The organism is Nostoc sp., assembly GCF_036917195.1.
Classification (GTDB): domain Bacteria; phylum Cyanobacteriota; class Cyanobacteriia; order Cyanobacteriales; family Nostocaceae; genus Nostoc.
The window spans coordinates 159,817-183,949 of the sequence record NZ_JBALDG010000039.1 but is presented as its reverse complement, the minus strand read 5'-3'; the positions used below and the strand labels follow the sequence as shown (position 1 = coordinate 183,949).

16 protein-coding genes and 1 pseudogene are annotated in these 24,133 nt (G+C 39.5%); 12 read left to right on the top strand and 5 right to left on the bottom strand.

The features are described from left to right. Positions 1-205 precede the first annotated feature (205 nt). The 6 genes and pseudogenes from V7K40_RS14250 (at position 206) to V7K40_RS14225 (ending at position 4,802) form a co-directional block, all read left to right on the top strand. Positions 206-3,058: a UvrD-helicase domain-containing protein gene (locus V7K40_RS14250; RefSeq protein ID WP_334960575.1), complete on the top strand. Its 2,853-nt coding sequence runs from the start codon at positions 206-208 to the stop codon at positions 3,056-3,058. A 338-nt stretch (positions 3,059-3,396) separates the two neighbouring features. Then, the gene (locus V7K40_RS14245) at positions 3,397-3,735 is read left to right on the top strand and encodes a hypothetical protein (protein ID WP_334960573.1); all 339 of its coding nucleotides are present in this window, start codon (positions 3,397-3,399) and stop codon (positions 3,733-3,735) included. Further along, positions 3,683-3,952, top strand: coding sequence for a hypothetical protein (locus V7K40_RS14240; RefSeq protein ID WP_334960571.1), 270 nt, complete (start codon positions 3,683-3,685; stop codon positions 3,950-3,952). Before V7K40_RS14245 ends, V7K40_RS14240 begins: the two co-directional genes overlap by 53 nt. 23 nt (positions 3,953-3,975) lie before the next feature. After that, a pseudogene (locus V7K40_RS14235) lies at positions 3,976-4,038 on the top strand (Uma2 family endonuclease); the annotation flags it as partial. A gap of 129 nt (positions 4,039-4,167) precedes the next feature. After that, positions 4,168-4,440, top strand: coding sequence for a hypothetical protein (locus V7K40_RS14230; protein ID WP_334960569.1), 273 nt, complete (start codon positions 4,168-4,170; stop codon positions 4,438-4,440). Then, a complete protein-coding gene (locus V7K40_RS14225) occupies positions 4,437-4,802 on the top strand; it encodes a clan AA aspartic protease (RefSeq protein ID WP_334960567.1) in 366 nt (121 codons plus the stop codon). Before V7K40_RS14230 ends, V7K40_RS14225 begins: the two co-directional genes overlap by 4 nt. 224 nt (positions 4,803-5,026) lie before the next feature. Here the strand turns inward: V7K40_RS14225 and V7K40_RS14220 are convergent, their stop codons facing one another. Further along, the gene (locus V7K40_RS14220; RefSeq protein WP_334960565.1) at positions 5,027-6,418 is read right to left on the bottom strand and encodes a DUF2079 domain-containing protein; all 1,392 of its coding nucleotides are present in this window, start codon (positions 6,416-6,418) and stop codon (positions 5,027-5,029) included. A gap of 77 nt (positions 6,419-6,495) precedes the next feature. On the opposite strand from V7K40_RS14220, the gene V7K40_RS14215 reads away from it, so the two are divergent. After that, the gene (locus tag V7K40_RS14215) at positions 6,496-8,079 is read left to right on the top strand and encodes a glycosyltransferase family 39 protein (protein WP_334960563.1); all 1,584 of its coding nucleotides are present in this window, start codon (positions 6,496-6,498) and stop codon (positions 8,077-8,079) included. Between the two features lie 107 nt (positions 8,080-8,186). Here V7K40_RS14215 and V7K40_RS14210 read toward each other — a convergent pair whose 3' ends face one another. Continuing rightward, positions 8,187-9,452, bottom strand: coding sequence for a mannosyltransferase family protein (locus V7K40_RS14210; protein ID WP_334960561.1), 1,266 nt, complete (start codon positions 9,450-9,452; stop codon positions 8,187-8,189). An 810-nt stretch (positions 9,453-10,262) separates the two neighbouring features. Between V7K40_RS14210 and V7K40_RS14205 the strand changes: the two genes are divergently transcribed. The 3 genes from V7K40_RS14205 to V7K40_RS14195 all read left to right on the top strand — a co-directional run bounded on the left by V7K40_RS14205 (position 10,263) and on the right by V7K40_RS14195 (position 13,452). Next, positions 10,263-11,171: a beta-1,6-N-acetylglucosaminyltransferase gene (locus V7K40_RS14205; RefSeq protein WP_334960559.1), complete on the top strand. Its 909-nt coding sequence runs from the start codon at positions 10,263-10,265 to the stop codon at positions 11,169-11,171. Between the two features lie 442 nt (positions 11,172-11,613). Further along, a complete protein-coding gene (dxr, locus tag V7K40_RS14200) occupies positions 11,614-12,810 on the top strand; it encodes a 1-deoxy-D-xylulose-5-phosphate reductoisomerase (RefSeq protein ID WP_334960557.1) in 1,197 nt (398 codons plus the stop codon). A gap of 444 nt (positions 12,811-13,254) precedes the next feature. After that, positions 13,255-13,452: a hypothetical protein gene (locus tag V7K40_RS14195; RefSeq protein WP_334723505.1), complete on the top strand. Its 198-nt coding sequence runs from the start codon at positions 13,255-13,257 to the stop codon at positions 13,450-13,452. Between the two features lie 95 nt (positions 13,453-13,547). On the opposite strand, the gene V7K40_RS14190 is transcribed toward V7K40_RS14195, so the two are convergent. Next, positions 13,548-14,048 (bottom strand): thioesterase family protein, encoded by a 501-nt coding sequence (locus tag V7K40_RS14190; RefSeq protein ID WP_334960554.1) that lies wholly within the window; start codon positions 14,046-14,048, stop codon positions 13,548-13,550. A gap of 116 nt (positions 14,049-14,164) precedes the next feature. Here V7K40_RS14190 and V7K40_RS14185 point away from each other — a divergent pair, with 116 nt between their 5' ends. After that, positions 14,165-16,234 carry a CHAT domain-containing protein gene (locus V7K40_RS14185; RefSeq protein ID WP_334960552.1) on the top strand — a complete coding sequence of 690 codons (2,070 nt, stop codon included), beginning with the start codon at positions 14,165-14,167 and terminating at the stop codon, positions 16,232-16,234. A gap of 444 nt (positions 16,235-16,678) precedes the next feature. Here the strand turns inward: V7K40_RS14185 and V7K40_RS14180 are convergent, their stop codons facing one another. Next, positions 16,679-17,023: a DUF1815 family protein gene (locus tag V7K40_RS14180; RefSeq protein WP_273766912.1), complete on the bottom strand. Its 345-nt coding sequence runs from the start codon at positions 17,021-17,023 to the stop codon at positions 16,679-16,681. An 857-nt stretch (positions 17,024-17,880) separates the two neighbouring features. On the opposite strand from V7K40_RS14180, the gene V7K40_RS14175 reads away from it, so the two are divergent. Continuing rightward, a complete protein-coding gene (locus V7K40_RS14175; protein ID WP_334960550.1) occupies positions 17,881-18,105 on the top strand; it encodes a hypothetical protein in 225 nt (74 codons plus the stop codon). On the opposite strand, the gene V7K40_RS14170 is transcribed toward V7K40_RS14175, so the two are convergent. Next, a complete protein-coding gene (locus V7K40_RS14170; RefSeq protein WP_334960548.1) occupies positions 18,086-24,001 on the bottom strand; it encodes a response regulator in 5,916 nt (1,971 codons plus the stop codon). The genes V7K40_RS14175 and V7K40_RS14170 overlap by 20 nt on opposite strands. Positions 24,002-24,133: the final 132 nt, after the last annotated feature.

Below are 24,133 nucleotides of genomic sequence, written 5' to 3'. Positions count from 1 at the left end.
CTCAAATAAAAATTAGAAAACGGTAGAGTGTTTATTGCTCTACCGTTTTTTTGTTGTCTACCAATACGACAAAAAAACAAACAGCAGATGAATCTAACATCTGTTCTATGATTTCTACTTTGGTGTTGATTATGCTCTGTCTGCGGGAAAACTGAAAATAGGTGCTTAAATCGCTGTAAGCAGTTGAGTAAGAGTAAAGCAGAGTATGGATAACAGTTTACAGATTCACACTGTTCAAAGTTTTGCAGAAGTTATTGGTGATAACGATAATCTCTGGAGGCTGCTGCATAAAAAAGAAGTTAGCCGCCTTAAAGAAGAAGTTAAATATCAAGATCAAAAACGAAATATAGGAGGAGTAAAGTATTATACTCAAGGAAAAGTTTATGCAGTACATGAACTAAAAACATCAGAAGTGTCATTCGAGATAGAATACAGAGATGGATTAATTTTTAGATATAAAAAAGAGCAATTTCTTAGAAAATTTAGCAATATATCACCACCTCTTTCTCGCCAAGAAATTTTGGAATTAGTCCGAAGGGGGCAAGAAGTAAAAGGCGTACAAAGACGAAAAGCAGAAAAACAGGTTTTACTTGAAAACTTAAAAAACCAGTTTGAACAAAATTTTCTCAATGTTGATAACTTCTATCATACTAAATGTACTGAACACATATCATTTAAAGAGTACCAATCTGAAAAGTTAAGTTATGTGCAATATTGGGTAAAAAGCAACTTGAACTCCTCACCTGGCCTTGAGCAAACAGCAGCAATTGGGGCTTTGGAAGGTCATATACAAGTAGTAGCACGGGCTGGAAGTGGCAAAACTTCAACTTTGGTAAATCGAGCTTTATTTTTACAAAAACATTGCGGTATTGCACCCAATGAAATTTTACTTTTAGCTTTCAATCGCAAGGCTGTAGAAGAAATACGAGAGCGCCTTACTCTACAATTACAAAGCTCTATTCCTCATGTAATGACTTTCCATGCATTAGCTTATGCCTTAGTTCATCCAGAAGAAAGTATTCTTTTCAATGAACCAGATGGACAACAGAACAAAGCCCAAGTTTTACAGACTGTAATTGATGAGTATCGCCGCAAGCCAGATGTTTATGAAAAAATTCGCGTTTTGATGATGGCGAACTTTCGTGAAGACTGGGAGCGCATTGCTTGGGGTGGTTATGATAAAAGTCCTGAAGAAATGTTGCGTTACCGTCGCTCATTGCCAAGAATAGGGCTTGACGGAAAGCACTACAAGTCTTTTGGTGAGAAAGTAATTGCAAATTTTTTATTAGAACACAATATTACATACAAATACGAGCGTAATTTTTGGTGGGATGGCATTAATTATTACCCTGATTTTACGATTTTTACTGGAGAAAATCAAGGGATAGTTATTGAATATTTTGGACTAGAAGGCGATCCAGATTACGATATCATGTCGGAAGAAAAGCGAGAATATTGGCAAAATTGTCCTAACTGGCATTTTGTGGAATTATCCCCGACAACTCTCAGATTTGAGGGAGTAGAGGATTTTTGTGCTTTACTTAAGCGATGTCTTGAAAGTTATGGTGTTAGGTGCGATCGCTTAAGTGAAGACGAGATTTGGAAGAAAATTAAACTTAGAGCAATAGACCGTTTTACCAAAGTAGTAGAAGGATTTATCCAGCGTTGTCGCAAACTGTCTCTCACTTCAGAAAAATTAGCCTCTCTCGTTGATAATCATAAGTGTGCTAGTGATGTCGAGCAGCGTTTTTTGGAGCTTGCACAAAGGTTTTATCAGTCCTATTTACAACACCTTAAGGCAACAGGCGAGGAAGATTTTGATGGACTAATGCAAAAAGCTGCGACAACTGTTGCATCAGGACAAACCGTATTTCGTCGCAAATCTGGCACTGGTGATTTAAAGTGTCTTCGATACATACTCATTGATGAATATCAAGACTTTTCAGAACTCTTCCACCATTTAATAAAAGCAATTAGAGAACAAAATTCTCAAGCAAAATTTTTCTGTGTTGGTGATGACTGGCAAGCAATTAATGGCTTTGCTGGTTCTGACCTCCGATTTTACCAGAATTTCGCACAGTTTTTCCAGCCTTCGCAAAAACTCAATATAACGACTAATTACCGTTCAGCTACTTCAATCGTCGATATCGGTAATACATTGATGCATGGATTGGGTACTCCTGCTCGTGCCCATAAAACTATATTTGGAACTGTTGAAATTGCTGATATGGGACAATTTGATCCAACTCCCAAGGAGCAAAAAGAGCATTCAGGGGATAGTATAACACCTGCTATATTGCGCTTAGTAGACAAGGCTATCAAGGATAGAAAAAATGTAGTTTTACTCAGCCGCAAGAATAGTTTACCTTGGTATGTGAATTATGGTAAACGTACATCAAGAGATGGCGTACTCGACAACTTCTTAAACTTGATACACTCCTATCTTCCTGAAGAATCAAGAAAGGTTGTAACCATATCAACCGCTCACAAGTATAAAGGTCTTCAGAATGATATAGTTATAATACTTGATGCTGTCTCTCGTTGTTACCCATTAATACACCCTGATTTGATGTTTAGCCGTGTTTTTGGTGACAGCATTGAGCAAGTAGTTGCTGAAGAACGTCGTCTTTTTTATGTTACCTTAACTCGTGCAGTAGAGCATTTGTTTATTATTACAGAAACCAAAAATTTGTCACCTTTCCTTGAGGAATTAAAAAGTAGGAGAAGAATTAACTCACTTGATTGGTTAGATTATCCACCTTTTGTTGGAAGCAGACAGCGCATTATTGTTAAAGTAGGTAATCAGGCTGGACGAGGTATAACACCCACTATTAAAATCAGAGATTTTCTCAAAGCTGAAGGCTATACCTGGAGGGCAATTGAATGGTCAGCTTGGTTTTGTACCTATCCTGCACAAGATTTCTCAATAGAACAATATTTTGATAACGCTCAGTGGATTTCTCAGGCTGCTGGTATTGAAGTGCGATTTTATGACGATTTAGAGAATATGCTGGCAAAGTATCATGTTGATCGAGGTCAATACATTGCTGTCATTTAAAATGGGAGAATATAAAGAATTATTAGGAGAAATTAATCGTCATGACTGTGATAGTTGCTGAGTGGAGGATTGACGAATATCACCGCATGATTGACGCTAGCATTTTGAGCGATCGCCTTTTATAAGTAATTTCAGGTAGTATTCACCACTATAATCAGTAAGTAAATCAAGTAAAGTGGATATGAAGCCTACAAACGAACAACGGTAGAGTATTTATTGCTCTACCGTTTTTTGTGTGAAAATATCTAAGTTTGCGATCGCTATATTTTTATCGTAATTGTGGAATTTAGCTGTTTTCAGTGTAAATCCTGGAAATACAAAAAACTTAACCTTTAATCATGAGTGGAATTAATCGTCAAATTACCCTTGACGTTAGACAAGTTGCCAAGCATATAGCAGGTACACCTCAAAGTCAAAGACTTCTCAAACGAGGACTTGCCACTCATGTATTTAACGATGAACCTACAATGAATAGAGTTACTCAAGCCATAATAGAAAATGGGCAGTTCACCGGAATGATTCGAGGATATGACCGTTATGGGATGTTTTTTGATGAACCAATAGGTTATAGAATCAGTCCAGATGGTAGCCGTATTCTACTTTACTATGGGGAAATAAAAATCAATGCAGACGACCAATACCACGTCATCCCCCGCACAAGACCAAGTGAAGAATAACTGGGAATTTACAGAAGTATGGATAGATCCAATGTTATCCCCTCCATATATTCTTTTATTGCTTTGCAACAGTGAAGATAACTGTCAAGTTTATGATCCGGCGCAGGGTTATAAAGTTGTATTTTCTAGTAATGAATATAATGCAGCCAAGTTATGGTTACTAGAAGATGAGTATGAACCAATTGAAGGTAGGCTTTTAGCTGCGGAATTAGCCTAAGTTACTAGAGAGAATATCACCGCATGATTGACGCTGGTATTTTGAGCGATCGCAAAGTTGAACTACTCAAAGGAAAGATTGTCGAAAGAGTAAGTTGTGCTACTCTAGCTTATAGTTTAATACCTGTCAAAGTTCTAAGATATTAATTAACTAAAACCCATTGAATTATAGCTTGATATTAGAATAGTACATAGTAGTAACAAAGGAACAAAAACGTGCAAAGCATACTTTTAAGCCGCGAAGAAGTTGCACGACGTGCGAAAGAACTATACGAAAACAGTATTCGTCAACAAGTGGAACAAGAAGAAAATATCGGTAAAATGGTGATTATTGATATAGAAACAGGTGAATACGCAATTGATAAAATAGGTATAGGATCGGCGCGATACTTACGTAATAAAAACCCATTTGCTCGACTTTTTGGTATTCGCATTGGTTACAAAGTTGCTGCTTCCTTCAGTGGTGACATGGAGCGTGATTATCGGTGATTTCTGGTATTGTCAAAAACAGACCCGCAACCGTTAATATAATATTTCGACTGCCAAATCAACCAGACTTTACTATTGAATTTGTTATCGATACAGCTTTTACAGAGTTTCTTTCCCTACCTCCAGCAGCAGTTACTCTGTTGGGTTTTCCTTTTGTTTATGATATGTATGCAAATTTAGCTGGCAAGAGTAATGTAATCTTGCCAGTACATCAAGCTACCATTATTTGGAATGGAGAAGAACGGGAAGTAAATGTACTTGCTATAGGACGGCTACCTCTATTAGGTACAGCTTTACTTGATAAGCATGAACTTGTCATACAGTTTACCGAGGGCGGTTTAGTAACAATTGAGGAATTATAGTTACTTTCTGGATATATAGACTTTCTATCAACAGCACGGCGAATTTTTACCTCAAGGGGTTGAATAGGATTTAAAATTTTAGTGATAGTTGCTAAGTAGACAATTGACGAACATCACCACATGATTCACGCTGGTATTTTGAGCGATCGCTTCTCATTTACTGGCTAAACTGGAACGATAAAAAGTTACAAAACGTGCCAAAAAAATTATCTTAAAACAGCCGATCAAGCCACTTTGACAAACAAATACACATCATCACGCTGATATTTCAACTGAAATTCTTGATTATTTTTCAGTTGATTAACCAAGTTAGTAGCAAACTCCTGACTACTTAACCAGCCAGGATGACGGACATTGAGCAATACATAATTAAATGCATTTAAATCAGCAGGTGGGGAATCGGCATTTGTAAACATAATTAATTTTCGATTGCTTAAATGTGGAGAAATTTCTGCTGTAGTGTAAACACTTCCTTTCGTTTGAATCTGAGCGATCGCTTGTTTTGTAGCTTGCCAAGTATCTATAGATTCTAAATATTTACCTCCAAAAAAGGTAAATTTTGCCAGACTTAAAAACGCCACCAATGACCACAGGATAATCGCTCGTTTATTTTGTAGCCATCCCCTACCTGCGGTGAGACTAGAAATTACAGCCAACAACAAGAATGGCAGCGCTGGAATAGAGTATTGATGTACCAAGTCTTTTTGAGGTTGGTAATCAGCTAAAATATTGAGTGCCAAACAAGGAATAGCTCCTACCAAAGGTTTTATTCCTCGTGGGGAAAGCCCCCACATCACAGGTGCTAGCAGCAGAACCAAATATATCAGGTTATTCAGTGAAAAAGCCTTTCTCAAGATCAGTCCTGGCTGAAACACTATATTTTTAGCAATGCCTAAAACTGAATTGCCTAAATAGCTGTAACGTCCCACTGCTGCTGCTTCTGCACCACTGAAAAAAGGAATAATTACCTGAATAGCAATCATAAACCAGGCCACACCAGCACAAAGAGCGATCACACCATATAAACGCCGCTTTTCAAACAACAGTAACCAAACTCCCATTGCTGCAACTGTAAGCGATAATACCTCCTTACATCCCAATACTAGGAAAATACTTAAACAAAACCACCCTACCTGACCTAAACGTGCTGCTAAAACCGCCGTTAAGAGTAGTGGTAAAGCTATCACTTCCGCGTGAAAATCAAATAAATTGACGTTAAACACCAACGGATAGAGGAGATATAAAAATGCGATCGCTATTGCTTGGCTTTCCTTCAGTCCAGCTTGACGGGCTAGATGCCAAGTAGGCAAAGCGCCTAATGCCAAGGCAGCTGCCTGCACGGCAAATAACCAGTAAACACTAGGATATATTTTATACAGTAAAGCTAAAGGATAGAATATCCAAGCAGCATGATCGCCGAGAAGATGAAAACCTATGAAAGAACTAATAGGCGGTTGTCCTTGACTAATTAAATAAACCACCTGGTCATAAATACCTAATTCAAAAGCGTTTGATTGAAACAACTCGTGTCGTAAGCTGCTGCACCCAAACAAAATTAAGGCACTCACGCCAATTATCCAACCAAGATAACCAAGCTGATTCAGGTTTTTACTCATACCATCAGAAAAGTATTCATTGTGAGTATTTTAGAGACATAATTAGCAATATTCTTCACTACGATAATCAGCCCTAAATGTATCGCACAAAGATTGTAAAGCTATTCACAAAAAGAACGGTCATATTCCGAGAAAAAGAATGGTTATTTAGCCTACTGGTAATATCTCTAGTTCTATGGCTGATATTTTTAGGAAACTCCCCTTTACGAGATTGGGATGAAGGTACTGTGGCACAAGTTGCCCGTGAAATTTGGCGTGCCCCACTTGGTTCAATGCATTGGCTTTACCCCACCTTAGGAGGTGAACCTTATTATAATAAGCCACCCCTGATGCACTTACTAATTGCTTGGACTTACTCCATTGGGGGCGTGAATGAGTGGACAACACGTCTACCGGGTGCAGTGTTAACTGCCTTGGGAGTGCCTTTGCTTTACTTGGTGGGATGTTTGCTTTTTAACCAAAGTTTACCAGCTCTGTTTGCCGCTTTAGTTTACCTGACGATGTTGCCTGTAGTGCGTCACGGACGGCTAGCAATGCTAGATGGTACAACTATTACCTTTTTCTTGCTGTTGTTGTTCTGTTTGTTAAAAGCACGTCAGAATCGGCGGTATGCTTTAGGCGTGGGATTTTGTCTAGGGTTAATCACTCTAACTAAAGGGATGACAGTTTTGTTGCTAGGGGCGATCGCTTGTTTATTCCTGATTGCAGATCGGCAATTTGCTTTGTTAACAAGCCCCTATTTATTAGTAGGAATGTTTTTAGGAAATGCACCAGCGATCGCTTGGTTTGCTGCTCAATTGCAACATTATGGCAAAAATTTCTTCCAAGTGAATTTTCAAGCACAAACTTTTGATCGCCTTGGACAAATTGTTGAAGGTCATAGTGGCCCTCCCTGGTACTATTTAATTGAGTTAATTAAGTATAGTTTTCCTTGGCTATTATTTTTACCGGGAGGATTTTATCTAGCTTGGAAAAAACGTCATACTACCTGGGGTTGTCTAATTATTATTGGCACAATTGTTTATTTAGGAAGCATATCTTTAATGAGAACTAAACTGCCGTGGTATATTATGCCTCTATATCCATTTTTAGCTTTGGCAATTGGTGCTAAACTTAGCGAAATTTGGCAGTACGGTCATTTTAGGATGCGAAGTTGGACAATATTTCTGGCTATTATTGCTTTTGCTGGTTTAGGAGGTTGTGTCTACTTTACTATTGCAAATAAAGAGCCTATTTTAATAGTCATGAGTATTGTTTTGGCAATAAGTATGGCCATCGCAGCCTGGCTAGTTAAACAGCGCGATCGCAACTTTATTCCAGTGTTATTTACAGGGATGTATTTAGTTTTAACCCTGTTGATGAGTTCACAATCATGGATTTGGGAATTAAAGGAAGCTTTTCCAGTTAAACCAGTAGCAAACTTAATTCGGGCAAATGTTTCACCAGGAACACAAATTTACACTTCTTTTGCTTATGGACGTCCTAGTTTGGACTTTTACAGCGATTGCAAGGTAACTGCTACAACTGTGCCACTTTTACAACAAATGTTATTTAATAAATCTTATTTACTGTTAGACAATGCGGCTTTACAACAAATCAATTTAACTAGGAGTAAAATTATAGGAGAAGCTAACGGATTTACACTGATTACAAAAAACTAATTATACCAATGAATATTGGATAGGAGATTACCTAAGATACCCGATAAATTTTACAAAGTCAGATATCTTATTTATCGGTAATCGCTCAATGAATGATATTAATCAACCTAAGCTACCCAAAGATCGTGAGCAAATCGAATAGAAAATGTGAACATTAGTATTCCAAAAAAGTACATAATTGGGTATCCCCAACGAGGATAATGGGAAAGTAATAACCCAAATGCCATTGAGAGCGATATAATACCGTAAGCGTAGCGTTCAGATGAGGCTGTAATCCCAGTGTTTAAAATTAAAGCGAAGGAAGAAAACCCATAAACAACAGTAACAAGGGGAATTTTAGCCCGTGATTGCCATAGTAAATATATCCCACCAAAAACTAGTGCAATTTTAACTAATTCATCTTTTGTTAATACCCACAACGATAGCCATAAAAAATATAATCCATAGCGCAATTTAATCATCCCCAGATGTACACGAAAGCGCCATAAAAAACAGCCACTAACAATAATTATTAGAAAGAATAACGGATGTAAAAGGTCTTTAATATAGCCAGATTTCCAATTAGTGAAACCTATCGTAATTTCCATCAGCATTTGCCACCAACCCTGCCAAGCAAACCCTGTTGCATCACCACGCCATGCTTTTTGTGCATGGATGAAAGCCAAAGCGTCGCCAAATTGAATTTGACAATAAAGACTGTACAAAGATATACCTAAACCAACAGTTAAACTGGTAATATAGGCTTTTATACCTCTACGTTCTTTCCAAGAAACAAACAGAAAAGCGGGGATAAGAGCAACTCCAGGTAATCGCGTCGCTGTAGATAATGCTCCCCAGAATGCTGCCCAAATATATTGCTTTTTATCAAAAGCTCGTAAGGCAGATGTGGTACACAACAAAAACAGACCTTCAGTGTAAATTACGGTTCCATAAAGGGAATAGGGACACCATGCTAAAGTAGCTGTTGCCCATCGTGCTGTGCTTGTACTGTAAAGCTCCTGTACCCAAAAATAAAGTATGATCAAGGCAGCTAAAAAAGCCACATTATTAACTAATATACCTGCCACTTTAAAAGGCAAGCCGATGAACATAATTATCCGGCTTAACAATGAAAATAAAGGGAAAAATGCAACTGTATGCATTTCCTTCACGTTACTGGAGAAATCGTAACCAGAAGTCACAATTTTCTCATACCAAACACTATCCCAAGCAGAGAAAACATCCCAACTAAACGTGGCAGCAACACCATCTGATGAACTTGGAAACAATGGGGCAATCAGTAACATAGTGATGGCTATTAGAAGCCTACTAGACAGCCACATTGTCATGACAAAAAATAAGCCATTAGCCAAAAATTTTTTCCTGATATTCATCTTTGCAGATAGATAAATTAACTTTTGATTGATATTTTAGCAATATTCAGTTTTTAATTTTGGATAAATAATCTCACAATTTCGCACAAAAAACCAGAGTGTAAAACCTAAAAATATTTTTTCAGCAAACGGAAGCTCTAGTAATTTAGTCCAGCTTTGTATGGCACGACGAACAATCACTGGGCGGTAATCGCGTAAAGACTTAATATATGAGCATGTAGAAAATGATGTTTTTTGCCACAAATCATTTCTGATATTTTGCATATTCTGCATTTCTTTATCCTTTCATACTGTATTTAGAGCAAAGGTTAGAGTATACACCATCAACATAATTTTTTCCTAAATTCGATTTTACTACGAATCTGCAAAACAATTGTGACGCCTCCGTCAGCCTTTTCGCTTAATTTAACAATACTCCAGACAGCTTTCGCCCCAATGGACAAAAAAGCCACTTATTGTTGTAGGCTGCAAATAGTTCAAAAAAAGCATACTGCTAGATCAGCTATGAATACGGTATAAACGATACTCGCCCAAATGGGTAATTTAGCAAACAAACCTGAGCACAAATACTTAGTAGTTTTATTTACTATAGTTAGAATTATGTTGGGAAAAGTGAACTTCACAAATCTAAGTTGCTACAGTCAAATCTTGGAGAAGACCTACCAACGACAGTTTAGCCAAGGCTTTGAGTTTGTGGAATTAAATCGCCGAGTAATTGAACAGGCAATGCTTTGAACCTGGCTAAATTAGAGGTGACACAAAAACAGCTTGTAGACAAAGAACCTTGATTTATCTAATAAGGCAGTTTTTATGAAAATAGCATATATAATTTTGGCACATAAATATCCGCAACAATTAGTACGTCTTATTTATAAACTAAACACAGATGATGTTTCCTTTTTTATACATGTAGATAAAAAAGCAGATTCTAAAATTTATCATCACGTACTGACTCAACTCAAGGATTTTCCAAATGTCTCTTTCATAAAGAGATACCATTTAACATGGGGAAGTTTTGATATTGTCAGAGCTAGTCTTAAAGGAATAAAATCAATAGTTGAAACAGGTACCAACTTCGATTATGTTATATACTTATCGGGTCAAGACTATTTGATCAAGTCAAATGAACAAATTAAGAAGTTTCTCCAAGAAAATAAAGGTAGAGAATTTTTAGAGTATTTTCCACTACCTTGTGATAAATGGTATAAAGGAGGTTTGACAAGATTAGAATCTTGGCATATTCGTTGGAAAGATAAGGATTTTTTTATCGCAAAAAAGCGTGAATTTAAATCTCGCATTAACTCTTTTTTATATTCATTGTTGATTTTGCTTTTACCGAAAAGACATAAATTTCCTGAAGGCTTTGCTCTTTATGGAGGTTCAGCATTTTGGTGCTTAACAGGAGAATCCATAAAATGGATAAATGATTTTGTTAAGCAAAACCCTAAGTTTGTTAATCGTTTTAATTACACTTATTGTCCAGATGAATTATTTTACCAGATTCTAATTGTAAATTCACCTTTTAAGGATAAAATTATTAACACTCGGTTGACATATCTAGAGTGGTCTAACGTTAATTCCCTTCACCCCAAAATTTTAGAAAAAAATGATTTTGATAAAATTAGAGACTCAGAAAAATTATTTGCCAGGAAATTTGATATGACTATAGACCCAGATATATTAGATATGATTGATGAAATAATATTGAGTCAATCTTAACTTGCAAATAAATTTTAAATTTTGGTCGTAGAGAAGAAATAATAAATGTTCCCGACTATTGAACTTTGGACAAAAAAGAGTGGTTTGCGTAAAATATCCGCGAACCAAACGTAATTTCAAGAACACTCAGATGATTGCTCAAGGTTGACGTTGATCCAGCCGCCATTGTTTGGCGAGCGGACAGTCCACCAGTATCCGTAAGAGATTAAGAGAAAGTGCCTTTTGTCAATCAGTTTAAATACTCAAAACATTGACAATAAAAATGATAATCGCCACTTTGGAGGAGGATAGAGGACAGGGGGATATTTTCTTTCTTTGCGTCTCCACGTCTCCCCTTCTTTGCGTCTCTTTTTTGCGTCAGTGTATCGATTATAGTGATTGCTGTTATTAAAGAGTCCCAAGCAATTTATAGTGAGAGTTGTCTGTAAATCCTTAAGCAATTGTGAAAGCGATTACTCTCGTTGGTTCCACTGGTTCTATTGGTACTCAGACTTTAGATATTGTTACTCAGTACCCAGATCAGTTTCGGATTGTGGGATTGGCAGCTGGGAACAATGTAGAGATGTTGGCTGTTCAAATTCGGCAGTTTCGACCGAAAATAGCAGCAATCTGCTCAGAAGATAAATTACCAGCACTCAAAGAAGCTCTCATTGACCTCGATCCTCAACCGATTTTACTGGCAGGTGATGCCGGAGTGATAGAAGTCGCTCGCTATGATGATGCCCAAACCATTGTCACTGGTATCGTTGGTTGTGCTGGTTTGCTACCCACGATCGCAGCCATTGAAGCTGGTAAAGATATTGCCTTAGCGAACAAAGAAACCCTGATTGCTGGGGCCCCTGTGGTTCTACCCTTAGTTGAAAAACACGGTGTAAAATTACTCCCAGCCGATTCCGAACATTCCGCAATCTTTCAATGCCTCCAAGGTGTGCCAAAGGGAGGCTTACGGAAAATTTTGCTCACTGCATCTGGTGGGGCTTTCCGGGAATGGGATGTAGAAAAGTTAGCAGAAGTGACCGTTGCTGACGCCATCAAGCATCCTAATTGGTCGATGGGGCGGAAAATCACGGTAGACTCTGCTACTTTGATGAATAAAGGACTGGAAGTAATTGAGGCTCACTTTCTGTTTGGGTTGGATTATGACAATATCCAAATTGTCATTCATCCCCAGAGCATTATTCACTCGCTGATTGAACTGCAAGATACTTCAGTTTTAGCCCAACTTGGTTGGCCAGATATGCGCTTACCCATACTGTATGCTCTATCTTGGCCCGATCGCATCTATACCAACTGGGAACCACTAGATTTAGTCAAAGCTGGAAATTTAACCTTCAGTGAACCAGATCACCAGAAGTATCCTTGTATGCAGTTGGCTTATGCTGTGGGTAAGGCTGGAGGTTCGATGCCAGCTGTGTTAAATGCCGCAAATGAGCAAGCTGTGGCTTTATTTTTATCAGAAAAAATTGGGTTTTTAGATATTCCCCGGTGTATCGAATGGGTGTGCGATCGCCATCAAAATGATAACCGTGCTAATCCCTCTTTAGATGACATTTTGGCAGCAGATAAATGGGCAAGACAAGAAGTTTTAACTGCGACTGAAAAGTTAGAAACTGACTCGCGGATAATTTCTCTGCGATAAAAACCTTTAGTTCACATTGGACTGGGGATCATAAATTGATGCCTAGTCCCCAATTTTTAATCCCTAGCCTCTAATCCAATTAATATGGAAATCATTTCACCTTATGGCAAAAACATAGTTACCAAACTACAAAAAGTTAACAAATTGAAGATAGTTGGTGACTTCCGGATCAGCCATCAGTTTTATGTATATTTATAATTTATCTCCAAACAAAAATTAAAAATCTTTACAGAAAATTTGCAAAAAAATCGGCATTTTACATCAATAATTATCTCATTTTTAGCTAAAATATTCCCAGGCTAATTATCACAAAAAACCCCATCATAGTGGATATTAAAAATTGGGTTTAGCATCTTTTATACCAATGATTGTTACCAAAACAAAAACTTACCCTTTCTGAAGAAACACACTCTTAGATAAGGGCAATTATTAAGGAATTAATATATGATTGCTACGCTGATTGTAGCTTGGATAGTCTTCATAATATTGTGGAAGCTGCTGAAAGCAACCGTGAGCAATGCATTGACTATTGCGGCAATCCTTGTTTTATTAAATATTGGTTTTGGCATTACTCCACAAGATATTTGGCATTACGTAACGCAGTTTGCTCAAAATCTGTCGCAGATCCAAAGTGGCAAGTAAAAATCAATACTTCACTTTTGCTAATGAAATGACAAAATTTTTAACTTTGATGCAACTGCTGTCAAAGTTTCTGTGGTGTTTACAACCTTTCTTGGTCAATTATTATTTAATGCTGAAATCTTAGCCAACGCATCCTTAAAACTCGGCGGCAACTGACGCATAATCTTGCCTCTTTCGCGATCTAAAGCTACTAAACTCACTTTGGCAGTGACGTACAATTCTTGTCCATCAGTTGAGACAATAGCATAATCCCAATTGATTCGGACGCCAGTCACCTCAGCCATGCGTGTTTTTACCACCACTGCCATACCCAATTGAATTGAACGATGATAGCGCACCGACAGTTCTACAACTAGTAAATCGCAGCCTATAGCGACTAAATCAACAAATTCAATCCCTATAGATCGCAAGCATTCAATCCGCGCTTCTTCCATCCAAGCTATATAGGAACCGTGCCAGACAAGACCGGCATAGTCAGTGTGATGGGGTTGCACTCTGACAGGATATTCAAACCAATTCCCAAATTCATGACTTGATGAATTGTCAAGGGCGTTGGTTGGTGGTAGTTTTGGTTGAGGGGGTTTTTCTTCTGACATCTTCAAGTTTCTAAGCATCTATAAATTGTCCATATCTGAAATAGCATAAAAATTAATTGCGTTGTAGGACTTCTTGATTTAATATTTACACTTCCGAGTATAGGGAGTGTTTTGTTATGCAGCCTAATCTCCAGTATGTTAGTGTTATTACTTTGACTTTACTTAGTTTACTAGGTTTTGGGATGGCTTACCCAGAAAATAACCATGTAAGCACAAATGCAAAGTTGAGGTATGATTTCGGAGAAAAAGCTCAAGCTTTACCCAAGGATAATCAGCTCTTAGAAATTGAAAGGCTCAACGAAGAGGCTATCAAAGAATCTCGGCAAGACCAATCGAAAGAAGCGTTGCAGAGATTACAAAAAGCATTAGCCATCAGCAGAGAACTTGGAGAACGCTCTTGGGAAGCCGTAACACTCAATAACATCGGCAGAATCTACCAAAGTCAAAGAAAGTATCCTGAAGCACTTCAATCCTATCAGCAAGCCCTATTAATTAACAAAGAACTTGGGGATCTCGTTCGACTTGGCAAAACCTACAGTAACATAGGTTACTTATTTGATATCCAAAACCAACCAGAGTTAGCAATTTTTTTCTATAAGCATTGCTTGATTAATCGTGAGAAAGCTCGCTTGAATCCATCAGCACTTAGTGCGCCACAACCAGATGCTTATAGCATAACTGTTAGCCAGACATATCGTATTTTGGGTGAACGATTACTCAAACAGGAACGTGTTGCTGAAGCACAAAGAACAATGGATTTACTCAAAGTTGAAGAACTAGAGGAATATCTCCAAAATGTGTCAGGTAATCAACGTACTGTCAAAGGTATTAATATAGCGGCAACAGAAAAACCAATTAAACAAAAGCTAGAGCAAACCCTGAATAATGCTGTTGTGCTGGGTAAAGAACTGACAACACTGCGGAAAATCTCCCCCAAAGAGCGATCGCTCGAACAGAAACAACGGATTGAGCAATTAGTCTTAAATCAACAGCAACTCCTAGATAAATTTAACGAATTTATCAATAGTCCTTCAGTGAAAGAACAGGTAGAGCAAATTAGCCGGACAGCTAGGCAGCAAAATTTGGATTTGCAGAGTCTCAACGAACTTCGGGATAATTTGGCGCGATTACCTCAAAAATCTGCACTCCTCTACCCACTGATTTTAAAAGATAGCTTGGAATTGATACTAGTAACTGCTGATTCTCCACCAATTCATCGCACTGTTGCTGTAAAACGCGAAACCCTTCATCAGACAATTGGTGCTTTCCGCCAAGCTTTAATCAATCCCAGTCGAAATATCAAAGCACCTGCACGCCAATTGTATGACTGGCTAATTAAACCGATAGAAAAAGACTTGAAGCTATCAGGTACACAAACTCTGATTTACGCTCCAGATGACCAGTTACGCTATATTCCTTTAACTGCTTTATATGATGGCAAACAATGGCTAGTGCAGCGTTTCAATGTTCATCACATTACATCTGCCAGCCTGACTAACTTAAATACCCCACAACAATCTACTTTACGGGTTTTAGTCGGTGCTTTTACTAAAGGTAATTATCAAATTAAAATTGGGAATCGACAGGTTGCTTTTGCTGGTTTGCCCTTCGCAACGCGGGAAGTGGAAAACTTAGCGGCTACAGTTCCTGAAACTACGAAGCTTTTAGACGATGCCTTTAGCCCCAAAGTTGCTGTACCCCAAATGGATGATTATACAATTGTCCATTTAGCGACTCATGCAGCCTTTGTCGTGGGTAAACCAGAAGATTCGTTTATTTTATTCGGGAATGGCGATCGCGTTAATTTTAGAAATGTCGCCACTTGGTCACTACCCCATGTAGATTTGGTAGTGTTAAGCGCCTGTGAAACCGGCTTGGGAGGCAAGTTGGGTAACGGTGAAGAAATTTTGGGCTTTGGCTATCAGATGCAACAAACCGGCGCCAGAGCCGCGATCGCCTCGCTATGGTCAGTAGATGATGGTGGTACACAAGCACTTATGAGTGCTTTTTATGGCATACTCTCTACTGAGAAATTGACTAAAACTGAAGCTTTACGACAAGCTCAAGTCTCATTAATTACTGGAGACTGGAAGGCAATGAGTCATAATGTACCCGCAGCAGCAGTTAATGACTTTAGTCATCCGTACTATTGGGCACCTTTTATTTTGATTGGTAATGGACAATAGAAATAAAAATTCATAATTAGAGGAAACACACAGTCAAGCAGATATAATGATAGTTGCTACTGCCTAGATTCACTAGCTGACCTTAGTAACGCGCAACACCTGCAATTTCAATAGCTGCGATATTCCATTACTGAATCCTTTTACATAGCCATAACGAAAACTGCGTTAGCGGAGCTTAACGAAGTTATCAAGTTTTGATGATATTTTGGGCCAAGAGGAGCGCCCAACTACCCAACCTCTGACTTTGGTGTGTTTTAACACCTTCCAGCTAAAGGCTCAGAATCCGGCTCGTGAGGTTTTGGCAAATACAAAAAAACATGCGATCGGCCAGCCACGAGGCAATCACTTAATGGTAATGGAGAATAGCTAAGAGCGATCGCCAACTAAGCCACCATTACCAATTACCGATAATCAATTTCTAATTTGCGATCAACCTTTGGAACCTTAATACTTCTTGGCAAGAGTTTTAGAGCCTGTATCAGTTTGCATAGATTGCTTGACAAGATTAGCCAGTTCGTCTAATTGGCTAATTGCCTCCGCACCTTCTAACTTCATTAATTCGCGGTCATCCCGCATTTCCGTCCAAGTAATCCCGTAATCAGACACTAAAAACCGAATTAGATGGTTATCACCCAAGCCAACCATAAACGATGCACTATTCATTTGGTCGCCACAGGTATAGCAGGACGCAAGATACCCACGCCGCTCTAGTACAGTCGCCAAAGCTTGCAGGTTCATTACCAAGTCTTGGACGAATTGTCGATGTTGATGTGCTAGTCTCAGAAACACTTTTGTCCTCCAGACACCACAGTAATTTGAGTCTCTTTTATATTTTCTTTAGATTTTCTCATCCACTGGTATTGTAGACTATTCATTACAATTACCAGACAAATGATATTGAGTCGTTAATTGACTACCTTGTTTAGGGTAGTGGATCGGGATTTTGAGCGCCGTATCAAACTATTCAGTTTGCAAATTCAAAATATCGGACAGAATTGCTAAATTTAACTATATCTTTATACATTTCTGCCAGGGTAGATTCTTACAAGAAGCGATCCGCTTTTAGAGTAACTTAAATCTCGCACTAGTCAAGTACGGAAAAGCTACATATTTCGTTTTTATAAGCGACGGACAGCCAAATTCACTGTAAGTAGAGGGTAAAACGTAGTTTTACATCGTTATAGTGTCTTTTTTAGATGTTTGATCTGTTCTTTTTCTAAGGTAGATTTTATATAGATAAATGATTAGGTATACCAAATTCGTTCCTCCCGTATATATAAAGTTGAGCAGATGACAGTGCAAATTTTAGATCCAGTACTAAAACTAGATTAAGTATAGTCCTTTATACAGAGTTTACCTCATATAATTACTAGACATGTCTAAATGTAAAATCCACAATGGATCAACTCAACACTGACAATACCTAAACTCAGCAGAGCAATGTTGCCATTTAGGCAATATTTTCAGCTATTTTGGCTCAAAAAGTTGTACCAACCAAAGCATAGAGATTTTACGTAGCAATGGCTATTCTACCCTAGTGACAGGTAAGTGGCATTTGACTCAGACTTACGATCACAGCGCCACCGCTTCATTCAATTTCTGGCCGTTACAACGGGGTTGAACATTTCTTTGGCTTCTTAGATGGATTGGAACATCCCCAAACACCCCATATTCTCTACGAAGACAATAAACCTATTTCAGTTGATCGTCATCCTGAGAATTTCCTCACTACCGATTACTGGACACAAAGAGCGATCGCATTACTCAAACAAGCAAAAACCAAGTCAACAGACAAGCTATTTTTCTTGTATTTTGCCAACAATGCTGTTCACTCAACGTTTAATATTAGTGTCAGGAAACATTACTTGTAATACTAACAAGTTTTTCCCCTTTCAACATCCGCGCCGCAGCTTCAAGGAGAGCTTCTTCGAGATAGGGCTTGGTAAAGTAGCCACTAGCACCGAGTTGAGCTGCAATTTGTCTGTGCTTGTCTGCACCCCGTGAGGTGAGCATAGCGATCGGTAGGTGGTTGAGGTTAGAGTCTTTCTGGATGCGAGAGAGTAACTCCAGACCATCACAGCGGGGCATTTCGATGTCGCAAAATACAATATCACAAGGCAGACCGGAACGGAGTTTATCCCAAGCTTCCTGGCCATCACGCGCCTGTTCTACGCGATAACCTGCTTTGTTAAATGTCAAGGATAGCAATTCTCGGACTGTAATTGAGTCATCGACTATCAGCACTGTTGGATCAATTTTCGCAGGAGAGGTGTCTGGGGGAGTAGCTTTCTGTTGCCAAGAATTGCTACCAATTTGTGTAGAAATCCGTCCTTGGAAAATGTCAATTATTTCCAGCACGTCAGCAATAGGCATAATACGGCCATCACCAAGGACTGTAGCACCAGCTACACCAATGGGTTTAGGTGCTGGCCCTTCAAATTGCTTAATTACGATTTCTTGTTCGCTCAACACCAGGTCAATCTGTAGAGCAATCAGGGTATTTGCCGATCGCACCACAACCACAGAAACCATATCATCATCTCTGGTGCCGCCATAGACATTGCCGCGACTGATTTGGCGATTGAAGGTTAAAAGTTCCTTCAGAGGTCGGAATGGCAGTACCGTATCGCGCCAGGAAATAAACGATTGCCCATTGGCATCGTGCTGGATATTTTTGACTGGTATATCCAACGTATCTTCTACACCGTCCATTGGGAAGGCAATTCTAGCTCGATCAGAGACGCAGCAGAGAGCTTTACAAATACTCAGAGTCAGTGGCAGACGAATGGTGAAGGTGGTTCCCTTACCGAGTACAGAATCGGTGTTCACTGTCCCCCGAATTTCGCTAATCTCGGAACGCACTACATCCATACCCACACCACGACCAGAAATTTCATCTGCTTGGTCTTTGATCGTAAAACCAGACTGGAACAGCAGATCGTAGACTTCTAGGCGAGACATGGCTTTTGCTTGCACTTCCGTAATCATGCCAATCTTCACTGCCTTAGCCTTAACCTTTGCTGAATCTATACCTGCGCCATCATCGCCTACAGAAATTATCGTTTGGTTACCTTGGTGAAAGCCACGGATAGTAATGATTCCCACGGGTGGTTTACCAGCAGCTTGTCGTTCTTCTGGCGTTTCAATACCGTGAGCGATCGCATTATTCAGCATATGAGTTAACGGATCGGTAAGATGATCCAAAATCATCTTGTCAATTAAGGTATCGCCACCTTCGATCACCAACTCAACTTGTTTGCCACACTTAATGGCGTTGTCGCGCACTCCTCGCCGCCAGCGATCAATAGTTTGGGCAAAATGCACCATTCGCGCTCTTGTTAGTCCCTCTTGTAGCTGGGTGGTTACTTGGCGGAACTGCCTTGCTACTCGCTCAGTTTCTTCGGTGACAAAATCAATGTCACTTGCCGACTCACGCACTCGCACAATCCGCTCAATCATCTGCTGTGAGAGTGTATGGAAAGGAGTAAAACGATCCATTTCTAACTCGCTAAAACCCCTATCGGCATTGGAATCATGCGCTTGAAAGCCGGAGTCTTTCTTTTTGCGTCCAGCTAACAGAGAAGCTTCTAGGAGCGATCGCTCGTACAACTCTTGCATCCTTGCGCCCACATCTGAGAGTTGTTGTACCTGAATCAGCAAGTTATCTAATGACTGCCGCAGCCGTTCATGATCCTGCTCTAAGGTATTACGATTTACCACCAACTCCCCAACTAAATTACTCATATCGTCCAGTTGCTTAACTGGAACCTTCATCGTTTCTTCAAATCTCGTAGCCCGACGAGTAGAGGGGCGGGGAGTTTTGCTGGTGTTAGATTTTAGTAATGGTGAATGGGATATTGTTTGATCTGCTTCTGCCAGCAACTTCTCCAAATCACCAAATTCATCTTTTATGGCTGGTGATGGAATGGGATTATTAGCCAAGACTGGCTGAATATCGAAGGGCTGGCGTTGGGGCAGCCCGTCGTAGGCATCGCTGTCGTTATCTGTACCTAGCAATTCTTCTAAGGCTGCAAAATCTACTTCTGGTATTGAGGTAGCTTTGGGATTAAGTGCTACTTCCTCTTGTAGTAATGCTTCCAAGTATGCAAATTCATCTTCTAGAGCAACTACTTCAATGGTTTCTGTCGTTACTAATTCTTTAGTTGAGGTAACAATAGCATTTTCTTCCTCTAACACTGGCGCAGCTTCAGATGTCTCTCCTTGATCCCATAAATTAGTTTCTACATCTTCCTGAATAACCGTTTGGGTGAAATCATTAACAGCTTGTGAGTCAATTTTTACCGTATTTTCTTCTAATTCTTCCTGGTTTTTGGCTTCTGATAGAGCAGTTTCAGTAAACAATAAATCATTTGCAAAACTAGGCTCAGTACCCTCAAAATCTGTATTTTCTGTGAACTCAAAGGCAGTTTCTAAATTATTGCTCGGCTCAGTACCCAAAACTTTTGGGCTTGTCTGGGCTAAATTTGAAGTTTCCCCAAAACTGATATCTAAAGAAGTTTCTGTAGGCGATAGTTCATCCACAGTATTATCTGTGGTTTCCACCTGAATATCAGTGGAGTCATCTGTAGCTACATCTTCAAACAGCAGTTGCAGATTTTCATCGAAAGAGCCGAAGAAATCACCTGGCTGTGCTTGGGCTAAATTTGAAGTTTCACCAAAATTGATATCTAAAAAAGTTTCTGTAGTCGATGGTTCATCCACAGTATTATCTGTGGTTTCTATCTGAATATAGGTGGAGTCATTTGTGGCTACATCTTCAAACAGCAGTTGCGGATTTTCATCGAAAGAGCCGAAGAAATCACCTGGCTGTGCTGGGGCTGAATCTGAAGTTTCTCCAAAATTGATATCTAGAGAAGTTTCTGTAGCCGATGGTTCATCCACAGTATTATCTGTGGTTTCTATCTGAATATAGGTGGAGTCATTTGTAGCTACATCTTCAAACAGCAGTTGCAGATTTTCATCGAAAGAGCCGAAGAAATCACCTGGCTGTGCTGGGGCTGAATCTGAAGTTTCACCAAAATTGATATCTAAAAAAGTTTCTGTAGCCGATGGTTCATCCACAGTATTATCTGTGGTTTCCATCTGAATATAGGTGGAGTCATTTGTGGCTCCATCTTCAAACAGCAATTGCGGATTTTCATCGAAAGAACTGAATGAATTAAGTTCCAGATCAACAGCAGATATCTCTGAGGGCTGATTGGTAAATTCTGGAACAAAATCTAAAGCTTCTGGTTGTTGCGATCGCCTAAGAATTTCTTCCCCTGGATGCTGCGCGAACAATGGCGTTTCTGGCGGGGATGGTTGGATGCGATCGCTGATTGTTGGGGAAATAGTTGAGTTACTCGGTGCTAACTCATCAAATAAATCATCTCCAGAATCTGATGAGAATACCAAATCTAGCTGTTGGTGCTGGAAATTAATATCAAAATCTTCTTCTATGTCAAAATTAGCTATAGGAGAAGGTATGGGCTGCTGACTGTCGGCAAAAATGTCATCAGTCTCCTCAGCAAACAAACTCTCCTCTAACCCCCTTTCCACATTCTGCTCAATTAAGGAATCGAATTCGTCCTGTTCCTCTAGGGTTTCCTGATTCCAGAAGTTGCTCAGATCATTTTCTGATTGAGAAAACTTAGGTACTATTGCTGGAGATGTATCAAATAAATCACCAATTTCTGGTTCTTTTGTAGGCAGTAGTGGATGTTCTTCCATTTCAGCAAACAGGTTGTCCGAAGACAAGCCTGTTTGCTGGGGTAATTCTACGTAGTCACTAGGGATAATTTCTTCTACCCAATTTGCCTTTTTGGTTTCTAAGAATAAGTTATCAAAACTGTTTTGTTGACTGGTAGATAGTTCCACACTGGCGAACGCCTCAGTTTCCGGTTGAGTCACTTCGCCTGTAGGCAATACTTCATTATCATCATCTAGTGCCAGTGTCAATAAATCTTCAATCACATCGTTTTTGTTGACACTATTGTGGACAATCTCTCCAGGAGGCTGCTGCGGATCACTAGTAATCTCAGTAAATTCTTGTAAATTTTCGTCAGGGTAAGAGTCTAAATTTAGATTAATTACGTTAATATCGCTCAACTCTACAGTTGTAGCGGATGTTTGTTGATTTTGCGGTTCTGAATTCTCTTTTTCTAGGAAGTTGTTACCAAATAACAAGGATAAGTCTTCTGTCGTGGCTGTGATTGCTGGGTGCTGCTCGTTGCTTGTGTCTTCATCAAAGGAGAGTAAATCGGATAAGTCGCCATCAGCAGCCTCAACGTCAGTGCTGCTGAAATCAATTCCAAAGTCATCGGTGGCGACAATATCTAAGGTTTCTTCTTGATGCCAGGTTTCATCGAGTTCGGGAGTTTCGCCTTCAAATAAATCGGCAAGAGTATTTAACTCAGCTATTCCAACCTCTGGACCATTGGGGTCAAGATTGCTACTGATTGGATGTGCTTCGTCATGTATGGTGAAAGAAAAACTATTGTGAGTTGCAGCGTCTAATGGTATCCCTTGTAACTGAAGATCAGGGCGTTCGTCGGAGACGTTGGCGTAGCCAGACGCTCGCGGACTCGCTAACGCTGCGCTATCGCTACTATCCTCGTCTAGATTAAATTCTTCAATTGGCTCAGATAGGTTAGTTATGACTAACTGCTCAGTTTTCGCAGTTTCTGAAGTGTTGACAGATAAAATTAGCTTTGGCGCAGTTGATGGTTCTGTCAAAGCCGTAAGCTGTTCGTCAAATAAATCGGGGGTAATTTCTAACAACTCAATTTCTGCAAAGCTCAAAAGTGCTTCTAGTTGCTGACTAATTGCAATTTCGGCTTCCTTACCTTGCAGGACTAATTCTAGAGCTTGCTTGATTTCAGTAATGACAATTTTAGCTAGAGTCAGATAAGTGTTTTCAGGATTGCCGATCGCACTGGCTGCTGCTTGACACAAACCACACCACTTGGACAAATTCCAAGTCTCACCAAGTCTGACTAACTGGTAACAGGATTGCTGAAGGTTTTGTCGAGTTGAGGGTGTTGTTGTTTGCTTAAACAGTTGCAACATTTCCCGCAGTGTTTGCAGTACTTGAGCTTGAAACTTGCCCCAATTATTATTTTCTTTGGCGGTGACTGGCGATAGCGCAGCTAAACCGTGTCCGTGAGGGTCTGGCATTTCCTGGGGTGCTACGGAGAAGGATATTTCTGGAGATTCCTGGTCAGTGTCTTCTGCCAAACTGGGAATATCTTGCCGCAAGAAAAGTTCAGTAAGTGTGGAGACGTTCTCTACAGAGGTTGTGTGTAGTTCTGTTGCCGAAGGACTGGTGGCTACTCCACTGTTCCCTTGTTGTATAAGTAATTCCAGATGCTGATTCAGCCATTGAAAGACTGGCTCAGTTTCTAACATCAAAGTATTAGCTGCATCTTCAGAAAGACCAAATGGCCCGCTCAAATGCTCTAACAGTGCTTTCAGGGTATCAGATACACCGAGAAATAAAGACTCTAACTTTTGGTCAACCTGAACCGGATGCTCTATGAGGAGTTTGAAACAATCTTCCAGACGATGGGAGGTATGCTGGATGCTAGTCAATCCAAGCATCGCCGCTCCTCCTTTGATGGAGTGAGCTGCCCGGAAGACTTCGCTAATTATTTCCGGGTCGTTCAGAGTCCCCTCTAAATTCAGCAACCCCTGCTCAATAGTATTCAGGTGATCCCTGGCTTCTTCGATAAAATAACCCAAAATCCGCTGTTGTTGTTCCGGCAGCATAGCAAAAGTTATGAGTTGTGAGTTATGAGTTATGAGTTATGAGTTATGAGTTATGAGTTATGAATTATGAGTTATGAGTTATGAGTTGTAATTTTTATTTCTAACTTCTCATTCTTAACTCCTAACTTTGTT